The organism is Micromonospora sp. WMMD737, from assembly GCF_049179055.1.
In the GTDB taxonomy this organism is placed as follows: Bacteria; Actinomycetota; Actinomycetes; order Mycobacteriales; family Micromonosporaceae; genus Micromonospora; species Micromonospora reichwaldensis.
In genome coordinates this window covers 7,272,575-7,299,314 of the sequence record NZ_JBMHMH010000001.1, presented here as the reverse complement: position 1 = coordinate 7,299,314, position 26,740 = coordinate 7,272,575, and the positions used below count along the sequence as shown (strand labels likewise).

25 protein-coding genes are annotated in these 26,740 nt (G+C 72.9%); 12 read left to right on the top strand and 13 right to left on the bottom strand.

Annotation, left to right across the window (positions count from 1 at the left end; translation table 11 throughout):
- Positions 1-1,569 carry an MFS transporter gene (locus ACN27A_RS32350; protein ID WP_421458228.1) on the bottom strand — a complete coding sequence of 523 codons (1,569 nt, stop codon included), beginning with the start codon at positions 1,567-1,569 and terminating at the stop codon, positions 1-3.
- 673 nt (positions 1,570-2,242) lie between these two features.
- Between ACN27A_RS32350 and ACN27A_RS32345 the strand changes: the two genes are divergently transcribed.
- The gene (locus tag ACN27A_RS32345; RefSeq protein WP_421458227.1) at positions 2,243-2,827 is read left to right on the top strand and encodes a hypothetical protein; all 585 of its coding nucleotides are present in this window, start codon (positions 2,243-2,245) and stop codon (positions 2,825-2,827) included.
- Positions 2,828-3,014: 187 nt separating this feature from the next.
- Here ACN27A_RS32345 and ACN27A_RS32340 read toward each other — a convergent pair whose 3' ends face one another.
- The 7 genes from ACN27A_RS32340 to ACN27A_RS32310 form a co-directional block, all read right to left on the bottom strand.
- Entirely contained in the window at positions 3,015-3,350 is a 336-nt protein-coding gene (locus tag ACN27A_RS32340) for a hypothetical protein (protein WP_421458226.1), read from the bottom strand.
- 58 nt (positions 3,351-3,408) lie between these two features.
- On the bottom strand, positions 3,409-4,056 hold the full coding sequence (locus ACN27A_RS32335; protein ID WP_421458225.1) for a transcriptional regulator: 648 nt from the start codon (positions 4,054-4,056) through the stop codon (positions 3,409-3,411).
- 76 nt (positions 4,057-4,132) lie between these two features.
- Complete coding sequence (locus ACN27A_RS32330) at positions 4,133-5,149, bottom strand: branched-chain amino acid ABC transporter permease (RefSeq protein ID WP_421458224.1); 1,017 nt, start codon at positions 5,147-5,149, stop codon at positions 4,133-4,135.
- Positions 5,146-6,027 (bottom strand): branched-chain amino acid ABC transporter permease, encoded by an 882-nt coding sequence (locus tag ACN27A_RS32325; protein WP_421458223.1) that lies wholly within the window; start codon positions 6,025-6,027, stop codon positions 5,146-5,148. The genes ACN27A_RS32330 and ACN27A_RS32325 overlap by 4 nt, the downstream gene beginning before the upstream one ends.
- A gap of 7 nt (positions 6,028-6,034) precedes the next feature.
- Positions 6,035-7,294, bottom strand: coding sequence for an ABC transporter substrate-binding protein (locus tag ACN27A_RS32320; RefSeq protein WP_421458222.1), 1,260 nt, complete (start codon positions 7,292-7,294; stop codon positions 6,035-6,037).
- A 40-nt stretch (positions 7,295-7,334) separates the two neighbouring features.
- The gene (locus ACN27A_RS32315) at positions 7,335-8,027 is read right to left on the bottom strand and encodes an ABC transporter ATP-binding protein (RefSeq protein WP_421458221.1); all 693 of its coding nucleotides are present in this window, start codon (positions 8,025-8,027) and stop codon (positions 7,335-7,337) included.
- Positions 8,014-8,775: an ABC transporter ATP-binding protein gene (locus ACN27A_RS32310; protein ID WP_421458220.1), complete on the bottom strand. Its 762-nt coding sequence runs from the start codon at positions 8,773-8,775 to the stop codon at positions 8,014-8,016. The genes ACN27A_RS32315 and ACN27A_RS32310 overlap by 14 nt, the downstream gene beginning before the upstream one ends.
- A 310-nt stretch (positions 8,776-9,085) precedes the next feature.
- Between ACN27A_RS32310 and ACN27A_RS32305 the strand changes: the two genes are divergently transcribed.
- Complete coding sequence (locus ACN27A_RS32305; RefSeq protein ID WP_421458219.1) at positions 9,086-9,946, top strand: SPFH domain-containing protein; 861 nt, start codon at positions 9,086-9,088, stop codon at positions 9,944-9,946.
- Between the two features lie 43 nt (positions 9,947-9,989).
- Here the strand turns inward: ACN27A_RS32305 and ACN27A_RS32300 are convergent, their stop codons facing one another.
- From ACN27A_RS32300 to dnaE, 3 genes are all read right to left on the bottom strand, one after another.
- Positions 9,990-11,027 carry an aminotransferase class V-fold PLP-dependent enzyme gene (locus ACN27A_RS32300; RefSeq protein WP_421458218.1) on the bottom strand — a complete coding sequence of 346 codons (1,038 nt, stop codon included), beginning with the start codon at positions 11,025-11,027 and terminating at the stop codon, positions 9,990-9,992.
- A 72-nt stretch (positions 11,028-11,099) separates the two neighbouring features.
- Positions 11,100-12,011, bottom strand: a complete 912-nt coding sequence (locus ACN27A_RS32295; protein ID WP_421458217.1) for a hypothetical protein — start codon at positions 12,009-12,011, stop codon at positions 11,100-11,102.
- A gap of 61 nt (positions 12,012-12,072) precedes the next feature.
- Entirely contained in the window at positions 12,073-15,603 is a 3,531-nt protein-coding gene (gene dnaE / locus ACN27A_RS32290) for a DNA polymerase III subunit alpha (RefSeq protein WP_421458216.1), read from the bottom strand.
- Positions 15,604-15,860: 257 nt separating this feature from the next.
- Here dnaE and ACN27A_RS32285 point away from each other — a divergent pair, with 257 nt between their 5' ends.
- From ACN27A_RS32285 to ACN27A_RS32275, 3 genes are all read left to right on the top strand, one after another.
- Complete coding sequence (locus ACN27A_RS32285) at positions 15,861-16,424, top strand: RNA polymerase sigma factor (protein ID WP_421458215.1); 564 nt, start codon at positions 15,861-15,863, stop codon at positions 16,422-16,424.
- Positions 16,421-17,047 carry a hypothetical protein gene (locus tag ACN27A_RS32280; protein WP_421458214.1) on the top strand — a complete coding sequence of 209 codons (627 nt, stop codon included), beginning with the start codon at positions 16,421-16,423 and terminating at the stop codon, positions 17,045-17,047. The genes ACN27A_RS32285 and ACN27A_RS32280 overlap by 4 nt, the downstream gene beginning before the upstream one ends.
- 82 nt (positions 17,048-17,129) lie before the next feature.
- Positions 17,130-17,978 carry an NmrA/HSCARG family protein gene (locus ACN27A_RS32275; RefSeq protein WP_421458213.1) on the top strand — a complete coding sequence of 283 codons (849 nt, stop codon included), beginning with the start codon at positions 17,130-17,132 and terminating at the stop codon, positions 17,976-17,978.
- Here the strand turns inward: ACN27A_RS32275 and ACN27A_RS32270 are convergent.
- Positions 17,975-19,543 carry a serine/threonine-protein kinase gene (locus ACN27A_RS32270; RefSeq protein ID WP_421458212.1) on the bottom strand — a complete coding sequence of 523 codons (1,569 nt, stop codon included), beginning with the start codon at positions 19,541-19,543 and terminating at the stop codon, positions 17,975-17,977. The genes ACN27A_RS32275 and ACN27A_RS32270 overlap by 4 nt on opposite strands.
- 245 nt (positions 19,544-19,788) lie before the next feature.
- Between ACN27A_RS32270 and ACN27A_RS32265 the strand changes: the two genes are divergently transcribed.
- From ACN27A_RS32265 to ACN27A_RS32235, 7 genes are all read left to right on the top strand, one after another.
- Positions 19,789-20,424 (top strand): hypothetical protein, encoded by a 636-nt coding sequence (locus ACN27A_RS32265; protein WP_421458211.1) that lies wholly within the window; start codon positions 19,789-19,791, stop codon positions 20,422-20,424.
- A 131-nt stretch (positions 20,425-20,555) separates the two neighbouring features.
- Positions 20,556-20,897 carry a PadR family transcriptional regulator gene (locus ACN27A_RS32260; protein WP_089001033.1) on the top strand — a complete coding sequence of 114 codons (342 nt, stop codon included), beginning with the start codon at positions 20,556-20,558 and terminating at the stop codon, positions 20,895-20,897.
- The gene (locus ACN27A_RS32255; RefSeq protein ID WP_421458210.1) at positions 20,894-21,844 is read left to right on the top strand and encodes a permease prefix domain 1-containing protein; all 951 of its coding nucleotides are present in this window, start codon (positions 20,894-20,896) and stop codon (positions 21,842-21,844) included. The genes ACN27A_RS32260 and ACN27A_RS32255 overlap by 4 nt, the downstream gene beginning before the upstream one ends.
- A gap of 127 nt (positions 21,845-21,971) precedes the next feature.
- Positions 21,972-23,258 (top strand): sensor histidine kinase, encoded by a 1,287-nt coding sequence (locus ACN27A_RS32250; protein ID WP_421458209.1) that lies wholly within the window; start codon positions 21,972-21,974, stop codon positions 23,256-23,258.
- A gap of 14 nt (positions 23,259-23,272) precedes the next feature.
- Positions 23,273-23,974, top strand: coding sequence for a response regulator (locus ACN27A_RS32245; protein ID WP_421458710.1), 702 nt, complete (start codon positions 23,273-23,275; stop codon positions 23,972-23,974).
- An 81-nt stretch (positions 23,975-24,055) separates the two neighbouring features.
- On the top strand, positions 24,056-24,949 hold the full coding sequence (locus tag ACN27A_RS32240; protein ID WP_421458208.1) for an ABC transporter ATP-binding protein: 894 nt from the start codon (positions 24,056-24,058) through the stop codon (positions 24,947-24,949).
- Positions 24,946-26,010 (top strand): ABC transporter permease, encoded by a 1,065-nt coding sequence (locus ACN27A_RS32235; RefSeq protein WP_421458207.1) that lies wholly within the window; start codon positions 24,946-24,948, stop codon positions 26,008-26,010. Before ACN27A_RS32240 ends, ACN27A_RS32235 begins: the two co-directional genes overlap by 4 nt.
- 61 nt (positions 26,011-26,071) lie before the next feature.
- On the opposite strand, the gene ACN27A_RS32230 is transcribed toward ACN27A_RS32235, so the two are convergent.
- Positions 26,072-26,734, bottom strand: a complete 663-nt coding sequence (locus ACN27A_RS32230; protein ID WP_421458206.1) for a DUF402 domain-containing protein — start codon at positions 26,732-26,734, stop codon at positions 26,072-26,074.
- Positions 26,735-26,740: the final 6 nt, after the last annotated feature.

The window sequence follows — 26,740 nt, the reverse complement described above, 5'->3', positions numbered from 1 at the left end:
CTAGGCGGTCCCGGCCAACTCGGGTTCCCCCACCGGCGCCGGTCTCCCCTCCGCGTCGGCGGAGCGGCCGGGCATCCAACGCAGCACCACGAGGATGCCGAGCGCGGCGATCGCGGCGGCGAGGCCCGCCGCCCAGTGCATCGCCGCCAGGAAGGCGTCGTCGGCGACCGCGATCAGCTGCGGCGCCGCCGGCCCGAGCTGACCCGCCGCGGCGTACGCGCCGGAGATGGACTCGCCGGCCGCCTCGCGCGCCCCGGCGGGCAGGTCCCGCAGGGCGGGGTCGACGTCGGCACGGTAGACCGCGGAGAGCACCGACCCGAGCACCGCCACACCGAGCGCGCCGGCCACCTGCCGGACCGTGTTGCTGACCGCCGAGCCGACGCCGGCCTTCTCCCGGGGCAGCGCGGACATGATGGACTCCGTGGCCGGCGGCATGATGTTGGCCATCCCGGTGCCCTGGAGGAAGAAGACCACCAGCACCACCCAGATCGGGGTGGTCGCGTCGACGAACGCGAACGCGCCCAGCGCGACCACGGTCAGCGCCAACCCGACCGCCGCGACGGCCCTGCCTCCGTACCGGCGGACCATCGCCGCGCTGGCCGGGGCGAAGACGAGCTGGGCCGCCGCGAAGGGCAGGAAGAGCAGGCCGGTCTCCAGCGGGCTGTAGCCGCGCACCAGTTGCAGGTAGAACGAGGTGAAGAACATGACGCCCATCGCGGCGAAGAAGATCAGCCCGACGATGGCCACGGGCGCGGCGAAACGCGGCACCCGGAACAGTCGCACGTCCAGCGACGGGTGGTCGCTGCGCCGCTCGTACGCGACGAACCAGGCCAGCACCGCCAGGCCGCCGAGGATCGCGACCCAGACCAGCGGGCGGCCGAAGCCGTGCTCGCCGCCGTCGATGATGCCGTAGGTCAACGCGACGAGCCCCACCACCGACAGCAGCACGCCGGCGACGTCGACGCGGCCCGGCTCCGGGTCCCGCGACTCCGGCACGAGCAGCGCCACCAGCACCACGCCGAGCACCACCACCGGCACGTTGATCAGGAAGACCGAGCCCCACCAGTAGTGCTCCAGCAGCGCGCCGCCGAGGATCGGGCCGATGGCCACGGCCAGGCCGACCGCGCCGGCCCAGACGCCGATCGCCCGGCCCCGCTCCCTGGGGTCGAAGACGTTGGAGATGATCGAGAGCGTGACCGGCATGATGGCCGCGCCACCCACGCCCATCAGCGCGCGGGCCGCGACCAGTTGCGCGGGGCTCTGCGCGTACGCCGACAGCAGCGACGCCAACCCGAAGAGCACCAGGCCGATCAGCAGGAAGCGCTTACGCCCGGCGCGGTCACCGAGCACGCCGAAGGTGAACAGCAGGCCGGCGAAGACCAGCGTGTAGGAGTTGATCGACCACTCCAGCTCGCCCTGGCTCGCCCCGAGGCCGTGCACCGGGTCGGCGAGGGTCCGCAGCGCGACGTTGAGGATCGTGTTGTCCAGGACGACCACGAGCAGGCTGATCACCAGCACCCCGAGGATCGCCCACCTCCTCGGGTGTCCCGTGTGCTCGTGCGGTGGCATCTTCGCGTTCTCCCCCCGGACCCCGTTTCGATACGGGCCAGACTCGTAATTCGGCGGTGTCAGCGTAGGCGGGTGGTTATCGATACGAAACCGGTTCGTATCTTATGTGGCGGCGGTCACTCGTGTCCTCTCTCCGGGTGCTGCTTCGGCTTTCCGGGTGCGGCCGCGTTCGCCGGGCTCCCGCCGGAGATCTTGGCGAGAAACCGCCCCTCCAGGGGCCGTCTCCTACCAAGATCTCCAGCGGGGTGACGTGGCGTGCCGAATGTGCGGTTTGGGGTGTGACCGGGGGCATGGTGGGGGCGGAATCGTGGCGGGGGCGGGGTCGTTACATCCTGCGTACGGCCGAGCAAGACGCACGCCGCCGAGGTCACGCCGCCCCGATGGGTTGGCGGGCCCGGGGCGCCCGGAATGATGGCGGGCCGGCGGTGGTTACACATGGTCCGGCCGACGCGAGGGCGTCCGCCCCGCACGACAGCCCGGCCTCCCTCCGGCCCGCACGGGTCATCCGGCCGGCACGGCCGATCTGATCTTTCCTCCGGCTCAATGTCGGAGATCCTCTCCAGGTTCGCTGGAGATCCTCCGTGAGTTCGCATGAGCGCCGACGGTGCTTGCACCCGCGTGAGCCGATCCCCCTTCGGTGTGTGGGTGCCGACCCCCGAATGGAGCGTTTCTGATGAACACGATCATGCGTAAGAGCGTTCTCGGTATCGCTGGTCTCGCGTTCGCCGGTGGCGTGTTCGCCGGTCCCGCGACCGCGCACGCGGCCCCGTCGGTGGAGTCGACGCCGGTGGCAGTCGTGCAGGCCGACAAGCCGGACACGGGCAAGCTGATCCCGCACGGCGTGCAGGGCGCCCAGTCGCGTATCGACCTGTCCGACGAGCAGGTCGCCAACGTCAAGGCCATCATCGCGGCGACGAAGAAGGCCGGCATGGACGAGCGCGCCGCGGTGGTGTCGATCGCGACCGCGTTGCAGGAGTCGAAGCTGGAGAACCTGGGTCACCTGGGTGACCGCAACGACCACGACTCGCAGGGCCTGTTCCAGCAGCGCCCGTCCTCCGGGTGGGGCACGGTGGAGCAGATCACCGACCCCGAGTACTCGACGACGGCGTTCCTGAAGGGTCTCAAGCAGGTCGACGGGTGGCAGGACATGCCGCTGACCAAGGCCGCGCAGACGGTGCAGGTGTCGGCGTACCCGGACCACTACGCCCAGTGGGAGCAGATGGCCGCCGACCTGGTGGCCGAGCACTGGAACAGCTGACACAGACTTTCCACCACAAGGGGGATCGCTGGCCGGCACCCGAACACGGGGTGCCGGCCAGCGGCACATCCACCGCCGGCCATCCGGAGAGGGCTCGACGTCACGTTCCTGGCCGGACGGCGGCCGAAGCCACGACGGACCGGTGGGCAGCCGGAGGCTGACGAGTGGGCAGCCGGAGTGGACGCTCCTACCGTTCGTCAGGGACGGGCGGCTGGCTGAGCCCGTAGATCTGGTTGAGGTCGAGTACGTGGTGCCCGGCCACCGATGCGTTCCGGAGGTCGAGCACGAGCACCAGGAACACGTTCGGGGTGTCGCAGGCGATGAGGACGTGCTGATGCGCCCCGTCCGGCATCTGCCACACGTGGGTGACTTCGTCGTCGCTGAAGTCGTGGCCACCGAGGTCCTCGCGGGGGATGGCGTCGAAGTAGGACCAGAAGTCGAACGGGGCAGACTCGTCGACGTTCACCGGCGCCAGTGGCGTGCCGATCGTGGCGGTGAACTCCTCGGCGGTAAGTAGTCGCACGGAGGTCATGGTGCCTGGTCCGCCTGGCGGGGACGTGGTGTCGCCCCCACGTTCCCCGTCAGGGCAGGAGTGGCGCAGGCGGTGACGGCGGCGCGGCGCAGGCGGTGACGGCGGCGGGCAGCGTGGACAGTCGGGTCGCCGGCGCGGCGAGCGGCTCGATCCAGCCCGGGCCGGCGCCGTACACCCGGATCGCCGGGAAGTCGCGGGCGAAGCGCACCAGGCGGTACGCGCGGCCGGTGACCGGCGTCTGCGCCCAGACCACGACGATGCGCGGGCGGACCCGACGGGCGGCGCTGGCGAGCGCCGTCCACGGCAGTGCCGGCCCGAGCAGCAGGCTCCCCCGGGACCGCTCGCGCAGCGCGGCGGCCAGCGCGTGCAGGCCGAGGCAGTGCGTCTCCTGCTCCGCGCCGGCCAGCAGCACGCCGCCGGTGGGCAGCGGGCGGCCCGGTACGCGCCGGAACACGTCCAGGCCGACGCGGACGCCCTCGGCGAGGGCGTGCTCGACGGCGACCTCGATGGCGGTGTGCCCGGGCAGTGCGGCCAGCATCGGCACGCAGACCTGTTCCCACAGCGCCGCCGCGCCCCACTCGTCGGCCACCTCGACGACGAGCGCCGCGACCCGGTTGGCGTCGAGGTCCTCGGCGGCCAGCGACAACTGCTTGCGCGCGGTCTCGACGGCCCCGACCGGCATGGGATCTGTCAGCACCAGACGTACCCCCGGGTAGACGTTCACTACCCGGGGGTTCGTCGGGAGGGCCGCGGATGGATGCGCCCGGGTGCGACTACCGGCGGCGGGATGCCGCCCAGCGCGTCGCCAGGGCGGCGGCGCTGCCCCAGATGCCGCGCCGGAACACCAGGACGACGAGGACGAAGATCCCGCCGGTGACCAGGCCGATCGCCTCGAACCCGGAGAACGACAGCCAGTCCTCCAGGCGGACCAGGATGCCCGCGCCGAGCACCCCGCCCCAGAGCGTGCCGATGCCGCCGAGCACCACCACGATGACCGCCTTGCCGGAGGTCGTCCAGTGCAGCACGTCGAGGGAGACGAAGCGGTGGCCGACGGCGAACAGACCGCCGCCGAGCCCGGCGATGAAGCCCGACAGCACGAACGCGGTCAGCTTGTAGCGGTGCACGGGGTAGCCGAGCGCGCGGGCCCGGGCCGGGTTGTCGCGGATGCCGACCAGCACCCGACCGAAGGGCGAGTGCACGATCCGCCAGGCGGCGGCCAGCCCGAGCAGCACGATCGGCAGGATCGCGTAGTAGAAGTAGTAGTCGTCGGTCAGGTCCAGCCCGAACAGCTCGCGGGGCACGCCCTGCAGGCCGTTCTCGCCGCGGGTGACCGAGCGCCACTCGTTGGCCACGTAGTAGACCATCTGCGCGAACGCCAGGGTGACCATGGCGAAGTAGATGCCCGTCCGCTTGACCGCCAGGTAGCCGATCGGCACCGCGAGCACGGCCGCGGCGAGCGCCCCGGCCAGCACGGCCGCCGGGAACGGCAGGCCGAGGTGGATGGCCGTCAACCCGGTGACGTACGCGGAGGCGCCCCAGAAGGCGGCGTGCCCGAAGGACATCAGGCCGGTGAAGCCGAGCAGCAGGTCCACGGCGACGGCGAACAACGCCCAGCAGAGGATGTCCACCGCCACCGCCGGGTAGAGCCCGTTGGGCAGCCAGAACGCCACCAGCAGCCCGACGGCGAGCAGCGCGTACCGGACCCAGCCGGGGGCCCGGGTCACGGCGACCAGCCCGGACCTCGGCGCCGGGCGACCGGCCTCGGTCTCGGTGTCGACGGTGCTCGTCATGCCGGTGCCTCCTCACGGCCGAACAGCCCGGCCGGGCGCCAGAGCAGCACGACGGCCATCACGATGAAGACGATCGTCTGCGACACGATCGGGAAGTCGGACAGGTACGCCTCGCCCCACGCCTGCACCAGGCCGATGCCGAAGCCGGCGGCGACGGACCCGAAGATCGAGCCCAGCCCGCCGATCACCACGACCGCGAAGACCACGATGATCAGGTCGGCGCCCATCAGCGGGTTCACGGCCCGCATCGGCGCGGCCAGCACCCCGGCCAGCCCGGCGAGGCCGATGCCGAAGCCGAAGACCGGGGTGACCCAGCGCCCCACGTCGATGCCGAACGCCCGGGTCAGCTCGGGCCGCTCGGTCGACGCCCGGACCACCATGCCGATCCGGGTGCGGGTGAGCACCCACCAGACGCCGGCGCAGACGGCGAGCGCGAAGCCGAGGGTGAAGACGCGGTAGGTGGGGAAGTCGAAGAGCCCGAAGTCGACCGATCCGCTGAGCGCGGACGGGGTCTCGTACGGGCTGGACTGCACGCCGTAGCGGAGCTTCACCAGGTCCTGGAGGATGAGCGTCAGGCCGAAGGTGAGCAGGAAGTTGTAGAGCGGGTCGAGCCGGGTGAGCCGGTGGATGAAGGCCCGCTCCAGGGCCATGCCGACCAGGGCCAGCCCCACCGGCATGATCACCAACGCCGCCCAGAACGGCACGCCCGCCTCGGTGAGCAGCACGTACGCGCCGAAGGCGCCCAGCATGTAGAACGCCCCGTGGGCGAAGTTGACCACCCGCAGCATCCCGAAGATGACCGCGAGCCCGAGGGCGAGCAGGGCGTAGAACGCCCCGCTCACCAGCCCGTTGAACGTGTTCTGCAAGAAGCTGGTCATACCCTGGTCACATCTTGCAGTCCGCCGACGGGGCGCGGAACGCCTCGGCAGCGGGGATGGTCTTGAGAACCTTGACGTAGTCCCACGGCTCACTGACCTCGGACTGCGGCTTCACCTGGGCGAGGTAGGCGTCGTGGATGACCCGGTGGTCCTCGGCGCGGAACTTGCCGTTGCGCAGGAAGACGTCGTTGACCTCCTTGCCCTCCAGCTCCTTGACGATCGCGTCGGCGTCGTCGGTGCCGGCGGCCTGCGCGGCCTCCAGGTACTGCATCGCGGCGGAGTAGTTGGCCGCGTGCGCGAAGGACGGCCGGGTACCGGTCTCGGACTGGAACCGGTCGGCGAACTCGCGGTTCTGCTGGTCGGAGTTCCAGTACCAGGCGTCGGTGTAGGTGGTACCGGCGAGCGCCGCCGGGGTGAGCGAATGGATGTCGGTGATGAACATCAGGCCGACCGCCAGCCCGACGCCCTTGTCACGCAGCTTGAACTCGTTGTACTGCTTGACCACGTTGACCAACTCCGCGCCGGCCTGCATGGTGCCGAGCACCTGCGGCTTCGGGTTGAGCGTCGGCGCCTTGAGCAGGAAGGTGGAGAAGTCGCCGCTGGTGTTCGGGAACGGCGCCCCGTCCTTGCCGACGACCTGCCCGCCGGCGGCGGTGATGGCGGTGGTGAAGCTCTTCTCCATGTCCTGGCCGAAGGCGTAGTTCGGGTAGAGGATGTACCAGTTCTTGCCGACCTGCTCGGTGGTGACCTTGCCCGTGCCGTTGGCCAACATGTACGTGTCGTACGCGTAGTGGAACGTGTACTTGTTGCAGCTCTTGCCGGTCAGGTCGGTGGTCGCGGCGCCGATGTTGAAGTAGAGCTTCTTCTTCTCCTTCGCCACGTCGGCCACCCGCAGCGCCGCCGACGAGGTGGGCACGTCCAGGATCAGGTCGACGCCCTGGCGGTCGTACATCTCCTGGGCCTTGCTGTTGGCGATGTCGGGCTTGTTCTGGTGGTCGGCGGTCTCCACGGTGATGTCCTTCGTCACCGCCTTGTCGCCGTGCCTGGCCTTGAAGTCGGCGATGGCCATCTCCACGGCCTTGACCGAGTTCTTGCCGGACAGCTCGGAGTACGCGCCGGACTGGTCGTTCAGCACGCCCAGCACGATCTTGCCGCCGGTCAGCTTCTGGTCCCCGCCCGCCTGGGGACCACCGCCGCCGCAGCCCGCGACCAGCACCATCGCCGCCGCCGAAGCGGCGGCCACACCCACCGTCCTACGCATGCCCATCCCTCCACCCCGCGCGCCGCGCGGGTCGTCGAATCGGAATTCAGATGCCGAGGTACGACAGCAGCTCCCGTTCCCGGGAGCGCACCTCGGAGTTGTCCATCGCCTCCACGACGCGTCCCTCGGCCAGCAGGTAGTGCCGGTCGGCGACGCCGGTGGCGAAGTGCAGGTTCTGTTCGACCAGCAGCACGGTCACCCCGTGCCGTTTGGCCTCGCGCAGGAGGTCGCCGACCTGCTGCACGAGCAGCGGCGAGAGCCCCTCGGTCGGTTCGTCGCAGAGCAGCAGCCGGGCGCCCATCCGCAGCACCCGGGCCAGCGCGAGCATCTGCTGCTCGCCGCCGGAGAGCATGGTGGCCGCCGAGTCCCGCCGCTGGTGCAGGGCGGGGAACGCCTCGTACACGCGCTCCAGGGACCACGGGTCGGGCCCGACGGTCGGCGGCAGGGTGAGGTTCTCCGTCACGCTCAGCGTGGCGTAGCTGCCCCGGTCGTCGGGGACCCAGCCGAGCCCCAACCGCGCCCGCCGGTACGCGGGCAGCCTCCCGACGTCCCGCCCGTCCAGCTCGATCCGGCCGCGCTGGCCGGCGTGCAGGCCCATCACGCAGCGCAGCAGGGTGGACTTGCCGGCGCCGTTGCGCCCGACGAGGGTGACCACCTCGCCGGCGGCGACGTCCAGGCTGACCTCCCGCAGCACCTGCGCCTCGCCGTAGAAGGCGGACAGGTTCTCAATGCGCAGCATCGGCGGCTCCCAGGTAGGCGGTGATCACGCGCTCGTCGGCGCGCACCTGCTCGTACGGGCCCTCGACGAGGACCTTGCCGGCCTGTAGGACGGTGACGGTGTCGGCGAGCCGCCCGACCACGCTCATGTTGTGCTCGACCAGCACCACCGTCCGGCCCCGCCGGACCCGCGCCACCAGCTCGACGGTGCGGTCGACGTCCTCCAGGCCCATCCCGGCGGTCGGCTCGTCGAGCAGCAGCACCTTCGGGTCCAGGGCGAGGGCGATGGCCAGCTCCAGCGCCCGCTTGCGCCCGTACGCCAGCGCCTCGGCGGGGGCCTCGGCCAGCTCGGCCAGCCCGACCATGTCGAGCAGTTCGCCGGCCCGGTCGGTGTAGCGGCGCATCAGCTTCGCCGAGCGCCAGAACCGCCAGCCCAGCCCGCTCGGGCTCTGCAGCGCCAACTCGACGTGCTCCCGCGCGCAGAGCTGCGGGAAGAGGCTGGTGATCTGGAACGACCGGGCCACGCCGAGCCGGGCGACCCGCTCGGGGGGCAGCCCGGTCACGTCGCGGCCGGCCAGCTCGATGCGCCCGCCGCTGGGCCGCAGGAAGCCGGTGAGCAGGTTGAACAGGGTGGTCTTCCCGGCGCCGTTCGGGCCGACGAGTGCGTGGACGCTGTCCGCCGCGATGTCGAGGTCGACCCCGTCGACCGCCCGGAAACCCCGGAAGTCACGGGTCAGCCCGCGGGCCGACAGGAGCGCTTGCCCGGCCATCGCCTACTCCTTCGTAGGTCCGGCGACGACCGGATCGGTGACCGGGGTCACATGGCCGTCGCGTGCTGGAAACCTACGGCGGCGCCGTGATGTCGAACTATGTCGATGGCAGCCACATTCCGGGACGCCCGACCGTGCGGGAACTCCACCCCGCCGCCCGGCCACCCCACCCGCCGGCATCGACGGCGGTAGCTGTGGAGTCACGGCGTACCACGTCATGTGGGCGTGCCACGGCCGCGCCCCACAGGCGTTTCGCCTTGACCGGTGCCCCTAGGGTGATGGCCCCCTCCCGCGAAAGGTGCCGAGCGAAATGCCCTTCGGCTTCACTGTTGCGATCATCTTCGCCGTCGGCCTGGCGATCTCCGGCCTACTGGCGCTCGCCGCTCCGAACAGGTCGACCAAGCGGACCGCCACCCTGGCGGCGCTCGGCTGCCTCGTCGGCGCGGTCGTGTTCGTCGTCGGCTCCAGCGCCCACTCCGTGCCGATCCGCTCGGTCGGCATCGTCACCAGCTTCAACAAGCCGACGGGCAAGGTCACCGGCTCCGGCCTGAAGTGGGTCGCCCCCTGGCACAAGGTCGGCGAGTGGGACGCCGGCCGGCAGAAGTACGACCACATCGGCGGCGACCACTGCGTGCGGGTCCGCACCGGCACCCTCGCCGACGCCTGCGTCGAGGTGCTCGTCGAGTGGCAGGTCAAGCCGGAGAACGCGCCCAAGCAGTTCATGGACTACAAGGGCGACTTCGACAGCTTCCGGGGCCAGCGGGTGGGCGTGCAGCTCGACAGCGCCGTCAACGACGCCTTCGCCACCTACAACCCGCTGGAGAAGATCGACTCGGCGACCGGCAGCCTGAACGTGGACCTGAAGCCCTTCGCCGAGAGCATCAAGACCAGCGCCGAGTCGCGGCTCTCCAGCGACGTCGACATCCTGTCGGTGACCATCACCCGGGTCAACCACGACGACAAGACCGAGGGCAACATCAAGGCCTTCCAGGACAAGCTCGCCCAGACCCGCAACCTGGAGCAGGACCGGAAGAACGCCGCCATCCAGAAGCAGATCACCGAGACCAACGCGAAGGTCGACAAGGTGTCGCGGTGCCTGGAGATCGCCGAGCGCAACGGCAGCAACCCCGGCCTCTGCATCAACCCGGGGATCGTCACCGGCGCCAAGTGACGGCCGGCCGGCGTCGACCCCACCCTCGGCCCCGCCCCCGGCCTCAGCCGGTGAGCGCGTCCAGGGCGAGGTCGACGTCGGCCACCGTGGAGTAGACGTGGAAGGACGCCCGCACCCGGCCGGCACGCACCGCCGCCCGGACGCCAGCCCGCTCCAGCCGCTCCGCCGCGCCCGGCACCTCCACCGCGACGATCGCGCTCTCCCCCGGCGGGCGGCCCAGCCCGGCCAGGAACCGGTTGGCCAGGGCGACGTCGTGCGCGTGCACGGCAAGCACGCCGATCTCGGCGAGCAGTTCCAGTGCGGGGGCCGTGCCGACCCAGCTGAACCACGCCGGCGAGATGTCGAACCGGCGCGCGTCCCCGGCCAGGCGCAGCGGCGGGCCGTAGTAGGAGGCGTGCGGGTCCTCCCCCGCGTACCAGCCGGCGGCGTCGGGGCGCAGCCGCTCCCGCAGCGCGGGCGCCAGGTAGGCGAACGCGGAGCCGCGCGGGGCCATCAGCCACTTGTACGCGCCGACCGCGACCACGTCGGCGAGGCTCGCGTCGAACGGCAGCCAGCCACACGCCTGGGTGGCGTCGACCGCGACGAGGGCGCCGTGCGCCCGGGCCGCCGCGACGATCCCGGCGTACGGGGCGACCGCGCCGTCGGCCGACTGCACCAGACTGAACGCCACCAGGTCGGTGTCGGCGTCGATCGCGTCGACGAGCCCGGCCAGCGGCACGGTGCGCACCCGCACGCCCCGCTCGACCTGCACCAGCCACGGGAAGAGGTTGGAGGTGAACTCGACCTCCGGCACCACGACGGTCGCGCCGGCGGGCAGGGCCGCGGCGACCGGGGCCAGCAGCTGCGAGACCGTGCTGCCGACCGCGACGTCGGCGACCGGCACCCCGACCAGGCCGGCGAAGGCGGCCCGCGACCGCTCGGTGGCCTGGCCCCAGCTCTCCCACGACGTGCGCCCACCCCGCCAGTCGGTCAACGCCTCCTGCACCGCGTCCCACGCCGGATCGGGCGGGAGCCCGTAGCTGGCGGTGTTCAGCCAACCCGGCTGCGGCTGCCACAACTTCTGCGCCTGTGCGATCTCCACCCCGCCGACGCTAGCCGCCCGCGCCGCGTACCTCCGATGGCCAATCCCGCGCTCGCGGCCCCGGGTGCCGGTTCAGGTCGCCGCGCGCAGGGCGTGCAGACCCCGTCGCACCTCGCCGAGCCCCCGGTCGAGGTCCCAGGCGGCGATCTCGTGCAGCGGGTGGCGCTCGCGCAGGAGCCGGACCAGTTCCAGGCCGACCAGGTAGCCGCAGCGGCGCGGCAAGTCGCCCCGGTGCACGCTGTCGCGCATGAGGAACCAGGCGGCGTACCGGTCGAGGTCGGTGGCGTCCACGTCGACGGCGATCCGGTGCAGGATCTCCGGCCAGCGGCGCCGGCAGTCGGCGAGCCACCGCCGGTGGGTGGCGCCCATCCAGAGGTACTCGTCGTCCGGTCGTCGCGGGTCCAGCTCGGCCGTCACCTGGGTGGCCAGCCCTTCGGTGAGCAGCGCGGGGGCGACCCCGTGCTCCGGCCAGTCCCGGATGCCGGCCAGCCGGTCGTGCACCACGTGCGCCACCTCGTGCCGGACCAGCAGCTCGTCGTGCTCCGGCTCGCCGAGCCGCTCGACGGCGAGGAACAGGGCGAAGCGGCCCCGGAACTCGTCGGCCCAGCCGTTGGCCTGCTCCAGCCCGACCAGCAGGACGCAGTCGAGCGGTTCCCCGTCGCCCGGCCAGCCCATCGCCCGGCCCACCCCGGCGACGGTGGCGGGCAGCAGCGCGGCCAGCCGCTCCGCGCGCGCGGCGAACGCCGCCTCCCGCCCGTGCAGCCGCTCCAGGACGGCTTCGAGGTCGTCCACCCCGGACCAGTCGCCCCGGCGGTCCAGCGCCGCGTACAGGTCGCGGTGGGGCGCCAGGTAGTGCGTCCGCCACAGCTGCGCCCACCGCTGCCGGGGGACGTGCGCGGCGCGGCGCGCGTACGCCAGGAAGTCCGGCACCAGGTCGCGGACCCGCAGCGGACTCGCGTCGGCCTCCCCGGCGGGCACGGTCATGCCCGCGATCATGCCGCATCCGCCGCGGGCCCGCCGGGCTGCCGAGCCAGGCCCGCCAACGTCAGCTGACGTTGGCGGGGCCGAGGACGCTCTTCAGGTCGCCCATCAGCGCGGTGGTGGCCGCCACCCGGAACGGCCCCAGCCGCAGGGTGGTGGTCCGGCCGCCGTTGAGCAGCTTGACGTGCACCTCGGTGTCGCCCGGGTGCAGCACCAGGGTCTCCTTGAGCCGCTCCACAAGCGGCGGGGTGCACCGGTGCACCGGGATGGTCAGGGTGACCGGCTTGCTCCCCGGGGTGCTGCTGACGTCCGGCATGGACATGTCCATCGCCATGATCCGGGGCGTGTCGTCGCGCCGGTCCACCCGCCCCTTGACCACCACGATGGCGTCCTCGGCGATGTACTGCCCGATCACCTCGTAGGTGTTGGGGAAGAATAAGGTCTCCACGCCGCCGGCGAGGTCCTCCAGGGTGGCCGACGCCCAGGCCCGGCCCTGCTTGGTGACCCGCCGCTGCACCCCGGAGAGGATGCCGGCGAGGGTCACCACGGCCCCGTCCGGGACGGTGCCCTCCTCGGACAGGGAGGCGATGGTGCAGTCCGCCGCCGCGCCGAGGACGTGCTCCAGGCCGAAGAGCGGGTGGTCGGAGACGTAGAGGCCGAGCATCTCGCGTTCGAAGGCGAGCTTGTCGCGCTTGTCCCACTCCCCGTCGCCGATCACCGGCATCACCGTGGTGCTGTTGGTCTCCGCGTCGCCGAAGCCGGCGCCGAAGAGGTCGTACTGGCCGACGGCCTCCTTGCGCTTGACGTCGGCGTACGCGTCGATCGCCTCCGCGTGCACCGTGAGCAGCGCCTTGCGGGAGTGCCCGAGCGAGTCGAACGCCCCGGCCTTGATCAGGGATTCGATGGTCTTCTTGTTGCAGACCACGGCGTCGACCTTCGACAGGAAGTCGTAGAAGTCGGCGTACTCGCCCTTCTCGTCGCGGCAGCGCATGATCGCGGCGACGACGTTGGCGCCGACGTTGCGCACCGCGCCGAGGCCGAACCGGATCTCCTTGCCGACCGGGGTGAACGGCCCCGCGGAGGTGTTCACGTCCGGCGGCAGCACCTGGATGCGCATCCGGCGGCACTCCGAGAGGTAGAGCGCCATCTTGTCCTTGTCGTCGCCGACGGAGGTGAGCAGCGCCGCCATGTACTCGGCCGGGTAGTGCGCCTTCAGGTACGCCGTCCAGTACGACACCAGCCCGTACGCCGCCGAGTGCGCCTTGTTGAAGGCGTAGCCGGCGAACGGGACCAGCACGTCCCAGACCTTCTGGATCGCCTCGTCCGAGTAGCCCCGCTCCCGGCAGCCGTCCCGGAAGGGGATGAACTCCTTGTCGAGGATCTCCTTCTTCTTCTTGCCCATCGCGCGGCGCAGCAGGTCGGCCTGGCCGAGGGTGTAGCCGGCGAGGATCTGCGCGGCGCGCTGCACCTGCTCCTGGTAGACGATCAGGCCGTAGGTGGGCGCGAGGATCTCGCGCAGCGGTTCCTCCAGCTCCGGGTGGATCGGGGTGATCTCCTGGAGGTTGTTCTTGCGCAGCGCGTAGTTGGTGTGCGAGTCGACGCCCATCGGGCCGGGCCGGTAGAGCGCGAGGACGGCGGAGATGTCCTCGAAGTTGTCCGGCTTCATCATCCGCAGCAGGGAGCGCATGGGCCCGCCGTCGAGCTGGAACACGCCCAGGGTGTCGCCCCGGGCCAGCAGCTCGTACGCGGCCCTGTCGTCCAGCGGCAACGCCAGCAGGTCCAGCTCCTTGCCGTGGTTGAGCTGGATGTTCTTCACCGCGTCGTCGATGATCGTCAGGTTGCGCAGGCCGAGGAAGTCCATCTTCAACAGCCCGAGCGACTCGCACGTCGGGTAGTCGAACTGGGTGATGATGACCCCGTCGGAGTCCCGGCGCATCAGCGGGATGTGGTCGATGATCGGCTCGGCGGACATGATGACGCCGGCGGCGTGCACGCCGGTCTGTCGGATCAGCCCCTCGATGCCCCGGGCGGTGTCGATGACCTTCTTGACGTCCTGTTCGGCCTCGTACATGCCCCGGATCTCGCCGGCCTCGGCGTAGCGGGGGTGCTTGGGGTCGAAGATGCCCTCCAGGGGGATGTCCTTGCCCATCACCGCCGGGGGCATCGCCTTGGTGATCCGGTCGCCCACCGCGTACGGGTAGCCGAGCACCCGGGCCGAGTCCTTGATCGCGGCCTTCGCCTTGATGGTGCCGAAGGTGGCGATCTGGGCGACCTTGTCCTCGCCCCACTTGTCGGTGACGTACTTGATGACCTCACCGCGCCGGCGCTCGTCGAAGTCGATGTCGACATCCGGCATGGAGACGCGCTCGGGGTTGAGGAAGCGCTCGAAGATCAGGCCGTGCGGGATCGGGTCGAGGTCGGTGATGCCCAGCGCGTACGCGACAAGCGAGCCGGCGGCCGAGCCACGGCCGGGGCCCACGGCGATGCCCTGGTTCTTGGCCCACTGGATGAAGTCGGCGACCACGAGGAAGTACGACGGGAAGCCCATCTGGATGATGACGCCCAGCTCGTACTCGGCCTGCCTGACGTGCCCCTCGGGGATGCCGCCGGGGTAGCGCCGCTCCAGCCCGGCGAAGGTCTCCTTGCGGAACCAGGACTCCTCGGTCTCCCCCTCCGGGACGGGGAAGCGCGGCATCAGGTTGTGGAACTCGAACATCCCCGTGGGGTCGACCTTCTCGGCCACCAGCAGGGTGTTGCGGCAGCCCTCCAGCCAGAAATCGGAGTTGTCGACGGCGCGCATCTCGTCGGCGGACTTGATGTAGTAGCCGCTGCCGTCGAACCGGAACCGGTTCGGGTCGGCGACGTTCGCCGCCGTCTGCACGCAGAGCAGCACGTCGTGCGCCTCGGCCTGGGACTCGTGGGTGTAGTGCGAGTCGTTCGTGACCACCGGCGGGATGTCGAGCTTGCGGGAGATGTCGTGCAGCTCCTGGCGGACCCGGCTCTCGATGCTGATGCCGTGGTCCATGACCTCCAGGAAGTAGTTCTCCTTGCCGAAGATCTCCTGGTACCGCGCGGCGGCCTTGAGCGCCTCGTCGTACTGGCCCAGGCGCAGCCGGGTCTGCACCTCGCCGGAGGGGCAGCCGGTGGTGGCCATCAACCCGTCGGAGTTCGCGGCGAGCAGCTCCGCGTCCATCCGCGGCCACTTGACGAAGAACCCCTCCGTGTACGACCGGCTGGTGAGCTTGAAGAGGTTGTGCAGGCCGGTCTTGTTCTTCGCCCAGATGGTCATGTGGGTGTAGCCGCCGCTGCCGGAGACGTCGTCGCTCTTCTGCTCCGGCCGGCCCCACTTCACCCGCTGCTTGTGGAACCGCGACTCCGGCGCCACGTACGCCTCGATGCCGAGGATCGGGGTGACGCCGGCGGCCATCGCCTGCTTGTAGAAGTCGTTCGCGCCATGCATGTTGCCGTGGTCGGTCATCGCCACCGCCGGCATGCCCTGCCGCTTGACCTCGGCGAAGAGGTCCTTCAGCCGGGCCGCCCCGTCGAGCATCGAGTACTCCGTGTGCACGTGCAGATGCGCGAACGAATCGCCCATGCGTGGCGCCCCCCGGGTCGGATCTTGGGTTGGTCGAGCTCGGACGGCCTACCCTATCGCCGCCGTCGAAGACGGCTCCAGACGCCGCGCGGACAGGGCCGGGCCGGGTGGCGCGCGTCTCCCCGACCGCCCCGCCCCGCACGCTCGGCGGGGCCCACGACCGCCTCCGGCAGTCGGTTCCCGGACTCGGGGCGCCCCGATCGGCGGCGGCGGCCGTAGCCTGGGCGGACGGTATCCGGCGAGCATTGGACGACCTGATGCCCCTCCCGGACGGTGTCGAGGAGCTTGTCGAGTCGGCGGCGCGCGGCGATCCCGCGGCGCTCGACGCGCTGCTGGTCGCGGTCCGCCCGGAGGTGCTGCGGCTCTGCGCCCGCCTGCTGCCGAACCGCCAGGACGCCGAGGAGGCGTGTCAGGACGCGCTGCTCGCGCTGGCCCGGGGCGTCGGCCGGTTCGAGGGCCGCTCGTCGTTCCACACCTGGCTGTACCGGCTGACGGCCAACCGGGCCCGCTCGACGTACCGGGTGCTGCGGCGGCGCTGGCTGGTGGAGGCCGGCGGCGTGCCGCTGCCGGACCCGGTGGACCCGCGCCGCACGAGCGTGGTCGCCGGCACCCGGCTGGACCTGCTCGACGCGCTCGACGCGCTGCGCCCCGAACTCGCCGAGGCGGTGACCCTGCGCGACGTCCTGGGGCTGGGCTACCGGGAGATCGCCGGCCTGCTCGGCGTGCCCGAGGGCACCGTCAAGTCGCGGATCCACGAGGCCCGCCGGCAGCTGCGGCACCGGCTCTCCGCTGAGCCCGCCACCGACGAGGGCCGGCGGTGACGGCGACGGGCCGCCGGGGCGCACCGCGCGGCTCCGGCGGCTCGCGGTTCTCCGCACCGCGGCTCGCCGGGATCGCGGTGGCCGCCGTGACCGTGGCCGTGCCGCTCGCGGCGTGTGGCGGCGGCGACGCTCCCGTCTCGCCGCTGCCCGTGCAGGCGCCGGCCTCCCGCTCCCCCGGCCCGGCGTCGCCCTCCCCGTCGGCCCTCCCGCCGTCGGCCTCCCCGCCACCGAGCACGCCAGGCCGTCCGCCGGGCACGTCGGCCGTCGTCCCGCCGTCCCGCCGGCCCCCGCCGGCTGCGCCCCCGACGACCGCCGCCGGGCGTACGCCGACCGCGACGCGCTCGCCGGGCGAGCTGCCCGGCACCTGCTTCGGGGCGGTACGCCACGACCTCGTGCTGGCCGAGACCGAGCTGGCGCTGGTGCGCTCGCTCTGCTTCGCGACCGGCGGGGTGCTGCGGATCGTCGGCATCGGGCCGGGTGAGGTCGGCGTGGACCGGGAGGACCTGGTCTCCCGCAGCTACGAGGCGGGGGTGGTCGACATCCGGTTCGTCCGCCCCGGCACGGTCGACGTGCTGATCCCCCAGGGCGGCACGACGCACACGGTCACGGTGGTGGTGCGCTAGCGCCGACGGAGGGCGTACGCCCCCGTCGATGGCAGGCCCCTTGCCGTCGGGCTGACCAGCCGTTTCCCTAGGCTGGACCGTCATGACGGAGCGGAAGACGATTCTCGTGACCGGCGCCACCGGCAATCAGGGCGGCGCCACGGCCCGCCGGTTGCTCCAGGACGGCTGGCAGGTGCGGGCACTCGTCCGCGATCGGACCAAGCCGGCCGCGCGCCTCCTCGCGGAGCAGGGCGCCACCCTGGTCGAGGGGGACATGGACGATGCCGGGTCGCTACGCGCGGCGATGCGCGGCGTGCACGGTGTCTTCAGCGTCCAGGCCCTGGCGCACACTCCGGACGGCCTCGCGGCCGAGGTCAGGCAGGGCCGGACGGTCGCCGAAGTGGCCGGGGAGACAGGTGTCGCGCACCTGGTCTACAGCTCGGTGGGCGGCGCGGAGCGGCGGACCGGCATCGACCACTTCGAGACCAAGGCCGAGATCGAGCGGCACATCCAGGCGTCGGGCCTGCCCGCAACCATCCTGCGCCCGGCGTTCTTCATGAACAATCTCCTCCATTACGCCGACGCCGAGGGGGAACGGGTCCTGCGCCTTGAGGTCCTTCCCGACCGACCGCTGCAGATGATCGCCTCCGACGACGTCGGCCGCATCGCCGCGTACGCCTTCGCGCACCCCGCGGACCACCTCGGCACGCAGATCGAGATCGCCGGGGACGAGCTGACCCTCACCCGGGTCGCCGAGATCTACGAGGCGCTCACCGGCACCCCCACCCGCCTGGAACCGCAGCCGGTCGAGCACCGCATGTACGCCTGGTTCGCCGAGAGCGGATACCAGGCCGACATCGCCGGCCTGCGGAACCGGTTCCCCTGGCTGCTGACGTTCGAGGAGTTCCTGCGCGACCGCCTCGGCCGGGCGGCGGCGTCCGCTCCGCACTAGCCCACCCTGACCCCGGCCAGCAGCGTGTCGACGAAGTCGGCCCGGCTGCCGGCCGGGGGCGTGATCTGCACGTAGATCAGGCCGGCGCGGCCGGGTGCGAGCCCGGCGGCCTCGACGACCTCGGGCCGCCCCCGGTCACAGGTGAACCGGGCCACCACCCAGTCCACGCCCGCCTGTCGGGTGCGGCGTACGGGCGCGGCGGCACACGCCGCGTGGGGACGCTCGGCGACGAATCCCGCCGGGCTGGTGCGCGAGGCGATGCTGGCGGAGAGCCCGACGAAGGCACCCGGCACGGTGGGGTCGGCCGCCCACCGGTGCGGTTCGGGCGACATCACCAGGGCCGGTTCGAGCCGGCCGTCGGGTCCGTACCGGCCGGCCCAGCCGGTGCCGGTGGCCCGCCACCCGGGCGGCAGGGCGACGGTGACCGGCCCGCTCGTCCAGCTTCCGGCGTCCCGCTGGCCCGTCGTGTCGTCGCCGGCGGTGGACAGGGCCGCCAGGAGGGTCAGGACCCCGAGCGCCAGCGCGCCGAGCCGCCACCGGGCGACCGGCCGCCCCGCCCTGCGCGCCCGCCGGGTCGGATGCCTGACCGTCCCGTCGGCCGGCGTGGGAGCGGCCGGGGCGGGAGCGGCCGGCGCAGGGGCGGCCGGGGCGGGGGCGGCGGACACGGGAACGGCCGGGGCGGGGGCAGCTGGCGCGGGAGCGGCCGAGGCGGGGGCGGCCGAGACGGGGGCGGCCGAGGCGGGGGCGGCCGGCGCAGGGGCGGCGGCCGGGGCGGGGCGGCGCAGGGCGGCGCGGAAGGCGGTGGCGTCCGGGTACCGGTCGGCGGCCCGGGGCGCGGTGGCCCGGCGCAGGACCTCGGCCATCTCCGGCAGGACGCCCCCACCCGCCCCGCCCTCCGCGCGGGCGACGGCGACGGCACCGGGGGCGGCACCGACGTCGGCGGCCGGGGCGAGGAGGCGGAGGCCGAGCCGGCCCAGCGCGTACACGTCGGCGCGGGTGTCGACGACGGCGAACGGGTCGTCCTGCTCCGGGGCCATGTAGCCGGGGGTGCCGGCCCGGGCGGTGAGACCGGAGGCGGCGGCGAGGGCCTTGGCCAGCCCGAGGTCGGCGATCAGCACCCGCTCGCCGTCCGGGCCGGAGCGGAACAGGACGTTGCCCGGGCTCAGGTCGCGGTGCACCACGCCGTGCCGGTGCAGGACGGCGACGCCGGCGGCGATCTCGGCCAGCAACTCCAGGGCGGCGGGCGCCGGCATCGCCCCGGCCGCCAGCCGGTCGCGCAGGCTGCCGCCGTCGGCCCAGGTCAGCACCGAGTACGGCCGGCCGTCGGCCAGCTCGCCGACCGCGTGGACGCGGACCAGCCGCTCGTCGTCGAGCCGGCGCAGCAGGCGGGCCTCGTCCAGGAAGCGCTCCCGCACCCGCAGGTCGTGGTGCCAGTTCTCGGCCAGCACCTTGATCGCCACCCGGGAGTCGAGCACCGGATCGTGGGCAAGCCACACCGTCGCGAACGACCCCGTGCCCAGCAGCCGCTCGACCCGGTAGGGCCCGATCCGCCCCGGACTGGTCACCGCACCACCCCCGACACCGGCACCGCCGGTCGCCGTTCCGTCTCGACAGTAGACGCCGCAGCGGGCCGGGGGCAGCCCGCGACGCCACGCGGGGTGGCGCGTCGGTCGGGCCGGGGCGCGCCGGCCGGAGCCTGCCGGTCGGGTGCCACGGTCCGGGCGCATCGGTCGGGAAACCGACGAACCGATCCGGCCGGGCGGGTGACCAACAGGACAAGGACACCCGCACTCCGGAGGAGGAGATCCCCGTGCACCGTCTCTCGTACACCGTCGTCACCGCCCTGCTGGCCACGGCCGGGCTCGTGCCGATCACCACGGCGGCACCGGCCGCCGCCGCGCCCCTGCCCGCCGCCGTCGCCGGGAACCTGTCCGAACGTGCCGACGGCCGCCTCGGCACGGGCACGGACGGCACCGCCCGCCCGGCCGCCGCAGATCCCGACGAGGTCCGGATCATCAGCGTCCGGGGCGCCGGACCGTTCCGGATCGGGGCTTCCCTGGACCGCCTCTCGGCGGCCGGCCTCATCGACTGGGTCGCGCCGGGCTGCGGCCGCACGGTCCACACCGGCGTCACCGGAGCCTGGGCAGGCAAGATCATCCTGACCTTCCGCGACGGGCGGCTGGTCGAGGTGGGCACCGCCACCGCGCCGCCCCGCACGCCCGCCGGGGCGGGGGTGGGCATGTCCTTCGCCGCGCTGGAGGAGATCTACGGCCCGCGGGGCTCGATGATCCGCAACGACGCGGGCGACGCCTCGGCCTATCTGGTGCGCGTCGGCTCCCGGGTGGAGCTGTTCACCGGCCACCCGATCCGGCCGGGGGTCGGCTACCTCCAGGTCGGGCCGGCGTCCGTCGTCGAGCGCGGCTTCCGGGAGGGCCGGTCCTGCTGAGCGACCGGCACCACGGCGGCGGACCCCACCGAGGGTCCGCCGCCGTCCGTTTCGCCCGAACACACTGATGTTGACACGCACGATGATGTAGCGCTGGACGATAGTGTGTGCCACACAGTATGGTGTGACGCATGGTTAGCGATGAGATCCTGCGAACGCACCTCCAGGAGTTGCGCCGGGGCACCGTGGTGGTGGCGAGCCTCGTCGCGCTGCGCCGTCCCGACTACGGTTACGCGTTGCTGCAACGCCTCTCCGACCACGGCTTCCCGGTCGACGCCAACACGCTCTACCCGCTGCTGCGGCGGCTGGAGGAGCAGGGGCTGCTGACCAGCGAGTGGAACACCGAGGAGAGCCGGCCACGCAAGTTCTACCGGACCAGCGAGGAGGGCGAGTCGGTGCTGGGCCGGCTCCTCACCGACCTCGCCACAGTGCAGACCTCCCTGACCGGGCTGATCGAAGGAGCCGACCGATGACCACCCTGACCGACCGATACCTCACCGCGACCCTGCGTTCGGTGCCGGTCGCGCGCCGCGCGGAGATCGACACCGAGCTGCGCGCCTCGATCGCGGACATGATCGAGGGCCGTACGGCCGGCGGGCAGGACGCCGCCGCCGCCGAGCGGGAGGTGCTCACGGAGCTGGGCGACCCGGACAAGCTCGCCGCCCGCTACGCCGACCGCCGGTTGCAGCTCATCGGCCCGGCCTACTACCTGGCCTGGTCGCGGCTGATGAAGCTGCTGCTCAGCTTCATCCCGGCCCTGGTCGGCGTGCTGGCCGGCCTGCTCAGGGTCGCCGACGGCGGCAACGCGGGCGAGGGGATCGGCGCGGGCATCACCACCGCCTTCCAGGTGGCCGTCCAGATCGCCTTCTGGGTGACCGTGGTCTTCGCGGTGCTGGAGCGCACCAAGACCCCCCTGCACCTGCCCGCGTGGAGCGTCGACCAGCTTCCGGAGGACACGACCGACCGGCAGATCACCCTCACCGACATCGCCGCCTCGGTCACCTTCCTGGCGCTGGTCATCGCCTACCTGCCGATGCAGCACTTCCGCTCGTTCGTGCCCACCGACGACGGCGAGAACCTGCCGGTCCTCGACCCGGCGCTGTGGAGCTTCTGGCTGCCGTTCCTGATCGCGGTGCTGGTGGCCACGATCGGCCTGGAGTTCGCCAAGTACCGGGTCGGGCGCTGGACCTGGTCGCTGGTCGCGGTCAACGCGGCGCTCGGCCTGGCGTTCGCGGCGCCGGTGGTCTGGCTGATGTCGACCGACCGGCTGCTCAACCCCGAGTTCGTGGCCCGCTTCGAGTGGCTCGGCGAGGGCGACAACCTGAACCTGGTGGCGACGGCCGTGATCGCCGGCACGGTGCTGGTGACGCTCTGGGACATCCTCGACAGCGCCGTCAAGACGTGGCGCAACCGCACCTGATCCACCACCGCCACGGCCCGGCGCGCCACGCGTGCCGGGCCGTGACGGTGCCGGCCCCGCGACGGGCCGGGGCGCCCCGGCCGGGTGCCGGCACGGCGGCGCCCGGCGGGATGAGATCCTGACCTGGATGAACAGCGACACCGACGAGGACTGGCGGCGCCCCGGGCCCACCCCGGAGCAGCGCCGGCTGGACGTCTACATCGGACTGGCCGCGACCGTGCTGGCGCTGTTCAGCCTGACCCTGACCCGCAGCGCCGGAGCGTTCCTGCTCGGCCCGCCGCCGTCCGGCCCGGAACAGATCTTCTGGACCGTCGCGGTGACCCTGCCGCTGATCTGGCGACGCCGGTTCCCCGCCGCCGTCACGCTGGTGGTCTCGATCGCGTTCATCGCCGCGCAGGCCCGCTCCGCCCCGGAGACGCAGCTCGCCTCATGGGCGCTGTTCGCCGCCCTCTACACGCTGGGCGCGTGGGGCCGGGAACGGCGGCTGTCCCGGCGGCTGCGGATCGGCGTCATCGCCACCATGTTCCTGTGGCTCGGGGTCTACTACGCGACCACCTACACCACCATCCCCCCGGACGCGTTCGCCCGCGCCGTCGGGCCCGTGCCCCCGTTGCTCGCGGCCATGGTGAACGGCGTGCTGGTCAACGGCCTCTACTTCGGGTTCGCGTACTTCTTCGGGGAGACGGCGTGGCTGGCCGCCCGGCGGCAGCACGAGGTGCAGGCCCGGGCCGAGGAGCTGCGCCGCTCGCAGGCCGAGATCCGCGAGCACGCGGTGGTGGGCGAGCGGGTCCGCATCGCCCGGGAGCTGCACGACGTGGTCGCCCACCACGTGTCGGTGATGGGGGTGCAGGCGTCCGCCGCCCGCCGGGTGTTCGACAAGGACCCGGTCAAGGCCCGCGCGGCGCTGAGCGCGATCGAGGAGACCGCCCGCACGGCCGTCGACGAGCTGCGCCGGATGCTCGGCCTGCTCCGCGCCCGAGACGGCGGCCCGGACCGCCCGGAGCAGCCGGGACCGGCCGGAGTCGACCAGATCGCGGCCGTGGTCGAGCGCGCCCGCGAAGCCGGACTGCGGGCCACCATTGGCGTGTACGGGGACCCGGCGCCGCTGCCGGAGTCGGTCTCGCAGGCCGCGTACCGGGTGGCCCAGGAGGCCGTGACGAACACGCTCAAGCACGCCGAGGGCGCGACCGCGCTCGACGTGCGGATCCGCTACCTGGCACACGAGGTGGAGGTCGACGTGACCGATGACGGACGGGCGACCCGCCCCGCGAACGCCGACGGGCTCGGCCTGGTCGGGATGCGCGAGCGGGTCGCCACCCACGGCGGCGCGCTGGAGGTCGGCCCGCGCGCCGGCGGCGGCTGGCGGGTACGGGCCCGGTTCCCGCTGCCGCTGCCGGTGGGGCGGCCCGCGTGAGCGCCGGGCAGGAGGTGCCCGGGACCGACCGTCCGGTCCGGGTGCTGCTCGCCGACGACCAGCACCTGGTCCGCACCGGCTTCCGGGTCATCCTGGAGGTGGAGGACGACATCGAGGTCGTCGGGGAGGCCGCCGACGGGGAGCGCGCCGCCAGCATGGCCCGGGCGCTGCGTCCCGACGTCGTGCTGATGGACGTCGAGATGCCCGGGGTCGACGGGCTGGAGGCCACCCGGCGGATCACCGCCGGGGAGGACGGGCCGGGCGGGCCGGCCGTACTGATCCTCACCACGTTCGACCGGGACGACTACCTGTTCGCCGCGCTGCGCGCCGGGGCCAGCGGCTTCCTGCTCAAGAACGGCACCCCGGAGGCCCTGATCGAGGCGATCCGGGTGCTCGCCCGGGGCGACGGTCTGCTCGCCCCGGAAATCACCCGGCGGGTGATCGCCACCTTCGCCCGCCCCGGCGAGCCCGGCCCGCCGGGCGGCCCGAGGACGGCTCCCGAGGCGGCGCTGCGGGACCTCACCCCCCGCGAGCGGGAGGTCCTGGTCCTGGTCGCCGGCGGCGCCAGCAACGCCGAGATCGCCGCCGAGTTGCACCTGGGCGAGGCGACGGTGAAGACCCACGTCAGCCGGGTGCTCGCCAAGCTGGGCCTGCGCGACCGGGTGCAGGCGGTGGTCTTCGCGTACGAGCACGGGGTGGTGCGTCCCGGCGGCTGACCCGGCTCCGCCATGAGGGGGACGGCGTGCTCGATCTCGGGGCGGACGGCGGGGCGCGGCCGGCGCTCTAGCGTGGAGGCCGTGACCAATGTGCTCCGCCTCGACGGCGTCGACCGCAGCTTCGGCGACCGGCGGGTGCTCCAGAACGTGTCCTTCGACGTGGCCGCCGGCCGGATGACCGGCTTCGTGGGCGGCAACGGCGCCGGCAAGACCACCACCATGCGGATCATCCTCGGGGTGCTCGCCCCGGATGCCGGCGAGATCACCTGGCAGGGCGCTCCGCTGAGCCGGCAGGCCCGCCAGCGCTTCGGCTACATGCCGGAGGAACGCGGCCTCTACCCGAAGATGAGCGTCCGGGAGCAGGTGAGCTACCTGGGTCGGCTGCACGGGATGACCGCCGCCGCGGCGCGACGCAACACGGACGCGCTGCTGGAGCGGGTCGGGCTCGCCGAGCGCGGCGACGACCTGCTGGAGACGCTGTCGCTGGGCAACCAGCAGCGCGCGCAGATCGCCGCCGCCCTGGTGCACGACCCCGAGGTGCTGGTGCTCGACGAGCCGTTCTGCGGGCTCGACCCGTTGGCCGTGGACACGGTCGTGGCGGTCCTGCGGGAGCGGGCCGCCGCCGGCGCGCCGGTGCTCTTCTCCAGCCATCAGCTGGACGTCGTCGAGCGGCTCTGCGACGACCTGGTGATCATCGGGGGCGGCGTGATCCGGGCCGCCGGCAGCCGCGAGGAGCTGCGCGCGACGTACACCGTGCCCCGGTACGAGCTGGTGGTGCAGACCGACGCCGGCTGGCTGCGGGACCAGCCGGGCGTGACCCTCATCGACCTGGACGGCGCGCGCGCCGTGTTCGACCTCGCGCCCGGCGCGGACGAGCAGCCGGTGCTGCACGCGGCGCTGGCGCGCGGCCCGGTCCGCGCGTTCCGCCCGGTCAGCCCCTCCCTCACCGAGATCTTCCGAGAGGTCGCCCAGTGAACACGATGCAGGCCACCCGGCTGGTCGCCGGCCGGGAGATCCGGGTCAAGCTGCGCGACCGCACCTTCCTGTTCAGCACCCTGTTCTTCCTGCTGATCGCCGCCGCCGCGACCATCCTGCCGCCGCTGCTCTCCGGCGGCCCGTCGAGCGTGGCGGTGACCGCGTCGGCGGCCGGCCCGCTACGCGAGGCGGGGCTGGAGGTCCGTACGGTCCCCGACGACCGCGCCGCCGAGCAGGCCGTACGCGACGGCGACGTCGACGCCGCGGTGGTCTCCGGGCCGGCGGTGCTGGCCATGGACGAGGCCCCCGACGACGTGGTGGCCGCGCTGAGCACGCAGCCCGCGGTCCGGCTGCTGGACCCCGACGCGGTGGACCCGGTGGTGGCCTTCCTGGTGCCGTTCGCCTTCGCGTTCATCTTCTTCGTCACCTCGCAGACCTTCGGCGTGCAGATCGCGCAGAGCATCGTCGAGGAGAAGCAGACGAGGATCGTGGAGATCCTGGTCGCCGCGGTGCCGGTACGGGCGTTGCTGGCCGGCAAGATGATCGCCGGCACGCTGCTGGCGCTCGGGCAGATCGCCCTGGTCGCCCTCGTGGCCCTGGTCGGCGTGCAGTTCGGCGACAGCGGCGGGCTGCTCTCGCTGCTGGCCCCGGCGATCGGCTGGTTCCTGCCGTTCTTCCTGCTCGGCTTCGTGCTGGTCGCGGCCATGTGGGCGGCGGCCGGCGCACTGGTGAACCGCCAGGAGGACATCGCCGGCGTGTCGACGCCGGTGCAGCTCGCGGTCATGCTGCCGTTCTTCGCGGTGATCTTCCTGAACGACAACGCGACGGCCATGCGGGTGCTGTCCTACGTGCCGTTCTCCGCGCCGACGGCCATGCCGTTGCGGCTGTTCACGGGGGACGCGGCCGGCTGGGAGCCGCTGGTGTCCCTGGCCCTGCTGCTGGTCGCGGCCGCCGCGTTCGTGGTCGCCGGGGCCCGGGTGTACGAGGGCTCGCTGCTGCGCACCAACGGCCGCACCTCGGTGCGGACGGCGTGGCGGTCGCGCGAGAAGACGCTGGGCTGAGCGCCGGCGCCGGCGGGCCACCGGCCCGCCGGCACCACGCCGGCACGTTCGTCGGCGGCGATCAGCGGGGCGGTGGGACCGTGTCCCAGCCGGTCGGCAGGGCCGGCACCGGCCAGGCCGGGTCCGGACGCCAGGTCGACCAGGCCTCGTCCCACCAGCGCTCCCCCGCGTCGAGCAGGGCGGCGATCCGGTCGCCCTCGGCCCGGATCGCGTCGGCCATCCCCGGGTAGCGCCCCTCTTCCAGGCGCTGGGCGAACATCTCCACGTCCTTCAAGACGTAGCGGTCGGCGCCGGCACCCCACCAGAGGTCCAGCTCGTGGTCGAGGGTGTCCACCCCGATCGGGGTACGCCGCACCGGCTCCTGGAGGTTGAAGTACCACCCGGCGAAGGCGCGCTGCGGGCCGGTCCAGAAGACGTCCACGGAGTGCGCCTCACCCGGGCGGTGCAGCATCAGCTTGCCGTGCCCGCTCCACGCCCGGTGCCCGGCGACCTGCCACGGGTGCCGCCCGCACGGGAAGCCGCCGGCCTCGGGGAAGCCGAACTCCGCGCCCGGGGGCAGGTAGAGCACGAGCAGGTCGGGCGTGTCCTCGACGCAGATCGTCGGGCAGCCGAACCATACCTCGCCGCGCAGGATCTCGCGCCGGACCACGACGTCGCCCGGCTTGAACCGGCCACCGTCGCCCGCCCGACCATCGTCTCGCTCCGCCCGGCCCGAGTGGTCCACGTCCGC